This window comes from Streptococcus sp. 1055, from assembly GCF_013276815.1.
In the GTDB taxonomy this organism is placed as follows: domain Bacteria; phylum Bacillota; class Bacilli; order Lactobacillales; family Streptococcaceae; genus Streptococcus; species Streptococcus pseudopneumoniae.
Genome location: NZ_VMLT01000155.1, coordinates 1 through 7,031 on the forward strand (window position 1 = coordinate 1; position 7,031 = coordinate 7,031).

The 7,031-nt window shown below is 36.8% G+C and carries 5 protein-coding genes; 3 read left to right on the plus strand and 2 right to left on the minus strand.

The annotated features are described in order from the left end of the window. Nucleotides 1-140 precede the first annotated feature (140 nt). The gene (locus HT699_RS11170; protein ID WP_172934373.1) at nucleotides 141-1,382 is read right to left on the minus strand and encodes a Fic family protein; all 1,242 of its coding nucleotides are present in this window, start codon (nucleotides 1,380-1,382) and stop codon (nucleotides 141-143) included. A gap of 260 nt (nucleotides 1,383-1,642) precedes the next feature. Here HT699_RS11170 and HT699_RS11175 point away from each other — a divergent pair, with 260 nt between their 5' ends. The 3 genes from HT699_RS11175 (at nucleotide 1,643) to HT699_RS11185 (ending at nucleotide 5,886) form a co-directional block, all read left to right on the plus strand. Next, nucleotides 1,643-2,719: an AbiH family protein gene (locus tag HT699_RS11175; protein WP_138701017.1), complete on the plus strand. Its 1,077-nt coding sequence runs from the start codon at nucleotides 1,643-1,645 to the stop codon at nucleotides 2,717-2,719. Continuing rightward, nucleotides 2,716-3,927, plus strand: coding sequence for a restriction endonuclease subunit S (locus HT699_RS11180; RefSeq protein WP_000162947.1), 1,212 nt, complete (start codon nucleotides 2,716-2,718; stop codon nucleotides 3,925-3,927). The genes HT699_RS11175 and HT699_RS11180 overlap by 4 nt, the downstream gene beginning before the upstream one ends. A gap of 357 nt (nucleotides 3,928-4,284) precedes the next feature. Beyond that, nucleotides 4,285-5,886 carry a type I restriction-modification system subunit M gene (locus HT699_RS11185; protein WP_166730784.1) on the plus strand — a complete coding sequence of 534 codons (1,602 nt, stop codon included), beginning with the start codon at nucleotides 4,285-4,287 and terminating at the stop codon, nucleotides 5,884-5,886. A 309-nt stretch (nucleotides 5,887-6,195) separates the two neighbouring features. On the opposite strand, the gene HT699_RS11190 is transcribed toward HT699_RS11185, so the two are convergent. Further along, on the minus strand, nucleotides 6,196-7,020 hold the full coding sequence (locus HT699_RS11190; RefSeq protein WP_240149899.1) for a Fic family protein: 825 nt from the start codon (nucleotides 7,018-7,020) through the stop codon (nucleotides 6,196-6,198). Between the last annotated feature and the right edge of the window lie 11 nt (nucleotides 7,021-7,031).

Consider the following 7,031-nt stretch of genomic DNA (forward strand, 5'->3'; position numbering starts at 1 on the left):
GAAAATCTCTTCAAACCACGTCAACGTCGCCTTGCCGTATATATGTGACTGACTTCGTCAGTCTTATCTGCAACCTCAAAACAGTGTTTTGAGCAACCTGCGGCTAGTTTCCTAGTTTGCTCTTTGATTTTCATTGAGTATTAAAAATAGTCAGAAAGATAATGTTGGGAAGGTTTTCGACCAATTAGGGTCAAAATTCCCCTCTCTTCAAGATGCAAGAAAGCATCCTTGATCTTTTTCTTAGAGTAATGATGGTTGGACTGATTGGCCAGTTGGATGATGCTTCTATCTTCTATGCCATCTCTCTTATCATCGACAAAGAGCTTGGACTGAGCGAGGAGAAACAAGATGTATTTCTCAACTTCCTCCAGCCCTTCTGTTTGCTCTATCTTAACTTTATAGCGATGCAGTTGCTCTTGTTTTTCAAGGAGGGTTTGGATAATATTTTCCTGCCCTTCCTTGATAAAAGTCAACAAGGTTTCAACGAAGAAGGTAGCATCGGCACGGTTGAGATGATCACCAGTATTCCTAAAAGCCTTATAATAGTCTTGCTTATGGTGATTGATTTGTTGGGACAAAACCAGACCTGAGAATTTATCCAGCTTTCTAGACAAGTACTTGGCGAGGATGTAGCGTCCTGTCCGACCGTTCCCATCGTAGAATGGATGAATATTTTCAAAAAAATAGTGTCCAGCACAAGCCTTGACAAGGTTTGGGATAGAATGGTCGTTGATAAAACGAATCCACTCTGTCAGCATGACCTGAATCTGTTCCTCCTTTTGAGGTGGGATATAGATGACTTTGCCAGTCTTGTCGTCTTGGATAAAGACCGATTTCTGTCTAAAAAACTCTCCATCGAGTTCATCCTCTGGCGATATTTCTCCCTGTGTTAATTGGTCATAAATCCCTCTGATATCTTCAAGAGATTGGATTTGGAGAAATTCATCCTTCAAGATTTGTTGGTACATTCGCAAGGTGGAAAGATGTTTGATTTGTTCGGTCTTATAGGGGTCTTCCTCTAGGAGTTTCTCCACATCGACCAACTCTTTACGAGTTGTATGGATACCCTCAATCTCATTTGTGGAAATAATCGATTGGTAGAGCTGTTCTTTATAAAACTGATCGTGGGCAATCTTAGGGAGGGTATCAGCTATTTGGCTAATTCGTTGAGACTGCTGTGAGATAGTTTCCATCAGTTGGGAAATCTCAAGATGCAGGGTAACAAATAAAGGGTATTGACTTGTTTTGACAGTATCGCGTTGCATTAAATGAGGATAAAGAGATGTCCTAATGGAGCTGTATCCCTGTAAGCGTAGTTGATACTCTTCCTCATATTGGTCACGATGACTGTAGTAGATTTTTCTAAGTTCTCTATAGTTCATATATAGTCATCCTCGCATTTCAACGTTTTTTAACATTATATCACAAAATCAGCCTATCTATTATTTCAAAATAGGTAAAATTGAAGAATAGGATAGCATAGTTTCCTATCTAAAGTGCAAAAATGGCCAAAATTGAACAATAGAACCAAGACATTGATGCCCTAAAGTGAAAAAATAGGTAAAATTGAAGAATAGATATCATAAAAAGAAAACCTAAAGTGTAGAAATAAGAAAATGGAGTAATAGAAAGGGGGGATATAGTGGAGAAATTATTTATTATCGGAAATGGTTTTGATATAGCACATGACTTAAAGACAGATTATCTATATTTCAAGAAGTTCGTTTATCAGCAGGCTTATGGAAAAGATGAACTGTTAGAGTCGTTGCAAAGTGAAAATGCCATAAAATTATATCTAAATAGAATTGATAAAGAAATATTGCTAGAAGAAATTGATGATGATACCATACCTGAAATGGAAATGGCACCAGATGGAGGAGATCTATATCCAGATGATGTAATTTTGTATAAGTTACTGTATCAGCTAATGAGTCAAATTACGGAAACTGAGAAATTTTGGTCTGATTTTGAAGAGAAATTAGCAGATTTTAATGAAGTGTCTATTGTTAATACAGATTGTATATATAACGCTAGAGATTTGGATGGCAGTATAATGGCTAGTAATGCTAATGAAATAGGAGAAATTCTAGCTAAATATGTATTATATTCTTTAAATAAATTATTTAAATTGTGGATAGAAGAAACATATTTTGAATGGACTGATAGAATTCTTAGAAATGGTGAAAATTCGTGTTATAAATTGTTAAAAGCTACAGTTTTGAAAAACTCTGATGCAACATTTCTAAATTTCAATTATACAAAAACGTTAGAGGATTTATATAGAATCCCTGAAGAGCAAGTTTTTCATTTACATGGAGTTATTGGTGGGGAAAAATTTATTTTTGGACATGGTTTTGATGATGAAGTAAGTGATTTCAATCCTCTAGATGTAGGAGCATATATGGAAGAAGTTGTTAATAAGTTAAAGAAACCAGTTGATAGTATATTAACTAATAATATACAGTTTTTCAAAAGTTTAAGCTCTATCAAAGAAATCTACTTCATTGGTTTTGGTATTCGGGATGAGGATGGAGTGGATGCTCCGTACTTTAAAGAAATTTTTAAACAGACACCGGATGTGAGCATTTATGTAGACCAGTTCGATAAGCAGAATGAATATACTATTAAGAAAACACTTAAGGCATGGGGGGCTCGTAAAGCTTATCAATTGCAATTTATAGATACAAATAAAGATGAAATAGTTGGAGGAGTAATATGACAAAAAAACCAAGTTATCGCTTTACGGGGTATACTGAAGTTTGGGAAGAGAAGAAGTTGGGAAATCTTGGGTCAGTTGAAATGTGTAGGAGGATTTTCAAAGAGGAAACTTCTGCGGAGTTTGAAATTCCTTTTTTCAAAATTGGTACTTTTGGAGGGGAAGCTGATACTTATATAACTAGAGAAAAATTTGAAGAATATAAAACAAAATTTGCTTATCCTCAAAGAGGAGATTTACTGTTATCTGCTTCAGGAAGTATTGGCCGCGTTGTTGAGTACGATGGAGATGAAGCTTACTACCAAGATTCAAATATTGTTTGGTTGAATCACCATGGTAAAATTAACAACAAGTTTCTTAAAGCTTTTTATAAGATTGTATCTTGGTCAGGAATTGAAGGAACTACAATAAAAAGATTATACAATAAGAATATTTTAGAGACAGATATTTCCCTCCCCTCCCTCTCCGAGCAAACTGCTATTGGTTCTTTCTTCCAAGATATTGACCAGCTTATTAGCCTTCAACAGCGTAAGTTAGAGGTACTCAAAGAGCAGAAAAAAACCTACCTCAAGCTCCTCTTCCCAGCCAAAGGACAAACCAAACCAGCCCTTCGCTTCGCAGGATTTGAAGATGACTGGAAGGAAGTGAAGTTGGGGGAAGTTGGAGAAACTTATACAGGATTATCGGGTAAAACTAAAGAAGACTTTGGACATGGGGAAGGAAAATTTATAACTTATGTGAACGTGTTCAATAATCCATTAACAGATTTATACGGATTAGACAGTATTGAGATAGATGATAAACAGAGAAGGGTTCAATATGGAGATGTATTATTTACAACTTCATCAGAAACACCTGAAGATGTTGGTTTGAGTTCGGTTTGGATGGGGACGGAAGATAATGTATACCTGAATAGTTTTTGTTTTGGCTATCGCCTCCAAAAAGGTATATTTGACCTGTATTACTTAGCTTTTGTATTACGCTCTTTTAGTGTAAGAAGAGAGTTTATGTTATTAGCTCAAGGAATTTCAAGATTTAATATTTCAAAAACAAAAGTTATGGATATGTTTATTCATATACCTTCTCTCCCTGAACAAGAAGCTATCGGTTCTTTCTTCCAAGACTTAGACAAGGCCATTGCCAAGCAAGAGGAAAAAGTTAACCAGCTCAAAGAAAGCAAACAAACCCTACTCAGAAAAATGTTTATCTAAGATACTAAAACCGTCAAAAGCCCAGTGATTCATTTTTAAAAGAGTTTATCGTAAAATGAGTGCGAACGAAGTGAGCTTTTAGAGGATATTTTCCGCCATGGTGGTATCCTATACAATAACAAAGTTATTGTATAGGATGGGATTTTGGAGAGTAAAATAGTTCGGGGAACTATTTTAGCCTGAGCATGTCAATGAAAGGGCGAAGTGCTCAAAAATTAGGGATGAAATTCCTTGGATTTCTAAAATCATCCACTGGATAATTTTACCTCCCGTCCGCACTATTTAAGGAAGATATAAAAAAGAAAAATATTTTAAAACATGGAATACTACTAACAACATAAATTGATAGGAGACCCTATGTCACAAACAGATTTATCAAGAGAACTCTACCAATCCCTCTGGAATGCCGCGGATATCCTGCGTGGCCAGATGGAAGCCAATGAATACAAGTCCTACCTCTTGGGCTTGATTTTCTACAAGTACCTATCCGACAACCTCCTCCAAGCCGTCTGTGATAACTTGGACGAGACTTTTGAGTCCTTCCAGCAAGTGCAGCTTCTCTATGAGGAAAACTTTGCGGATGCAGATGTCCGTGAAGACCTCATCGAGGTCTTAAATGACGAGCTAGGCTATGTGATTGAGCCTTCTCTGACCTTTACCAAGCTGGTCCAGTCTATCCATGAAGGAACCTTCCAGCTAGAATCCCTAGCCCAAAGTTTCCGTGATATCGAGCAGGCCAATGAAAAATTTGAAAATCTCTTCGAAGATATCGACCTCTATGCGAAAAAGCTAGGTAATACTCCACAAAAGCAAAACAAGACCATCTCTGAGGTTATGAAACAGCTCAACGACCTCAATGTGTCTAGTCATGCTGGTGATATCTTGGGTGATGCTTATGAGTACTTGATTGGCCAGTTTGCTAGTGATTCTGGGAAAAAGGCTGGAGAGTTCTATACACCTCAAGCAGTCTCTCACCTCATGACTCAGATTGTCTTTGCAGGGCGTGAGCATCAAAAGGGGATGTCGGTTTACGACCCGACCATGGGGTCTGGTTCTCTCTTGCTCAATGCCAAGCGCTATAGTAAGGAAGCTTCGACGATTTCTTACTACGGTCAAGAGTTGATTACTTCGACCTTCAACCTTGCTCGTATGAATATGATGCTTCATGGAGTAGCGATTGAGAACTATCACCTCAGCAACCACGATACCCTAGACGAAGATTGGCCGACTACCGAGCCAACAGACTTTGATGGGGTTTTGATGAACCCACCCTATTCACTGAAGTGGTCAGCAGATAGTGGCTTCCTGCAAGATCCTCGCTTTTCAAGTTATGGAGTTCTTGCACCTAAGTCAAAAGCAGATTTTGCCTTCCTTCTTCACGGCTTTTACCACCTCAAGCACAATGGGGTCATGGCCATTGTCCTTCCCCACGGAGTCCTCTTCCGAGGAGCAGCCGAGCAAAAGATTCGCCAACACCTGCTAGAAGAAGGCGCTATTGATACAGTTATCGGCTTGCCAGCAAATATCTTCTACAATACCTCTATTCCGACAACTATTATCATCCTTAAAAAGAATCGCACCAATAAGGATGTCTTCTTTATCGATGCCTCAAAAGAGTTTGAAAAAGGGAAAAATCAAAACAATATGACTGAAGACCATATTGCCAAGATTTTGGAGACCTATCAAAAACGCGGGAATGTCGAGAAGTTTGCTCATCTAGCCAGCTTTGAAGAAATTGTCGAAAATGACTATAACCTCAACATTCCACGCTATGTCGATACCTTTGAGGAAGAACCCGTTGTTCCTCTAGCCGACCTCGCAGACCAGCTCGCAGAGATTGATAAAGAGATTGGAGAGGTAGAAGCCAGACTCGCACACATGCGCAGCCAACTAGTAGGCACAACACCAGAAGCCCAAGCAGAATTAACCGCCTATCTCGAAAAGTTGAAAGAGATTTAGAGACTTGTGAGAATACTCTGCTAAAAATTTAGAAAAATAAAATGACAGTAGAAAATCTATTGTCATTTTTGTTATTGATTATTTAAGTAAAAATCGAATTAGAACTAAACTAAAAGGATTCAGTCCTATCAAATACAGAATTTAATCCTTAACATAAAGATAATGACTAACTTTTTGAGAAGTGATGTTATTTTTCTAAAACAAAATAAGTAAAGTGTGTATTATTTTCGTGAAGTAAAAACGGNNCCGTTTTTACTTCACGAAAGAAAGTAGAAGTGAAGCAAAACGAAGATGAGCTTCAATATAAAATTATTGAACTATTCTTAGCAGGTGTGGACAAAAGTAAGTACGATTTCTTTGAGCAGAGTCTGTTGAAAGAAATTCTTCATCAATTAATTTATTTAATAATGTATATACAGTACGTTCAGAGATACTGAGGTGTTTGCTGACTTGTTTTGCTTTAAAAATTGGAGAAGAGAAAATGAAATCAAGAAGTTGAATACCAGAGACAGAATTCAATTTTGGTATTATTTCTTCTTTCATCTTATTATAAAGATTTAAGATATCCTGTGCCTTTTTTGTACTCTCTTCTGCTGAGAAAATTACTCCTTCCAAATAGTATTTAAACCAATCTTTCCAGTTATTATTTTTAGAGATGTTTGATAAATGAGAGATATATAGTGATCGATCACTTTCAAAATATGAACTCATGTAAAATGTAGGATAAGATAGCAATTCTTGGTAGTAAAGAAACAGTGGGATTAACAATCTTCCTATTCGACCATTACCATCTTCGAATGGATGAATCATTTCAAATTGAGCATGTACAATAGCTGATTGAACTAATAAGTCTAAATCATCATGATGCATATATTGTTCTAAATTGGACATATACTCCGTAGTTTGTTCTGGCGGAACTGGTGTGTAAGAGATAGTTGCTCTACTTCCAATGTAATTTTGAGTTCTTTTAAAATTTCCTGGATTCTTGCTGCTTCCTCTAACGTTATCCAATAGAATTTTATGCATCTCTTTTATTATTCTATTAGATAATGGTAACCCTCTAGAGTTATTGTCATTAATTGTAGTAATATTTTCGAGAGCATAAAAAAGTGCTTTTCGATAATTAATACTCAATCATTTTCAAA

Excerpts from the sequence above, each read along its gene's own strand:
- HT699_RS11180 (WP_000162947.1), top strand. The coding sequence starts at position 2,716 with ATGACAAAAAAACCAAGTTATCGCTTTACGGGGTATACTGAAGTTTGG.
- HT699_RS11170 (WP_172934373.1), bottom strand. The coding sequence starts at position 1,382 with ATGAACTATAGAGAACTTAGAAAAATCTACTACAGTCATCGTGACCAA.
- HT699_RS11185 (WP_166730784.1), top strand. The coding sequence starts at position 4,285 with ATGTCACAAACAGATTTATCAAGAGAACTCTACCAATCCCTCTGGAAT.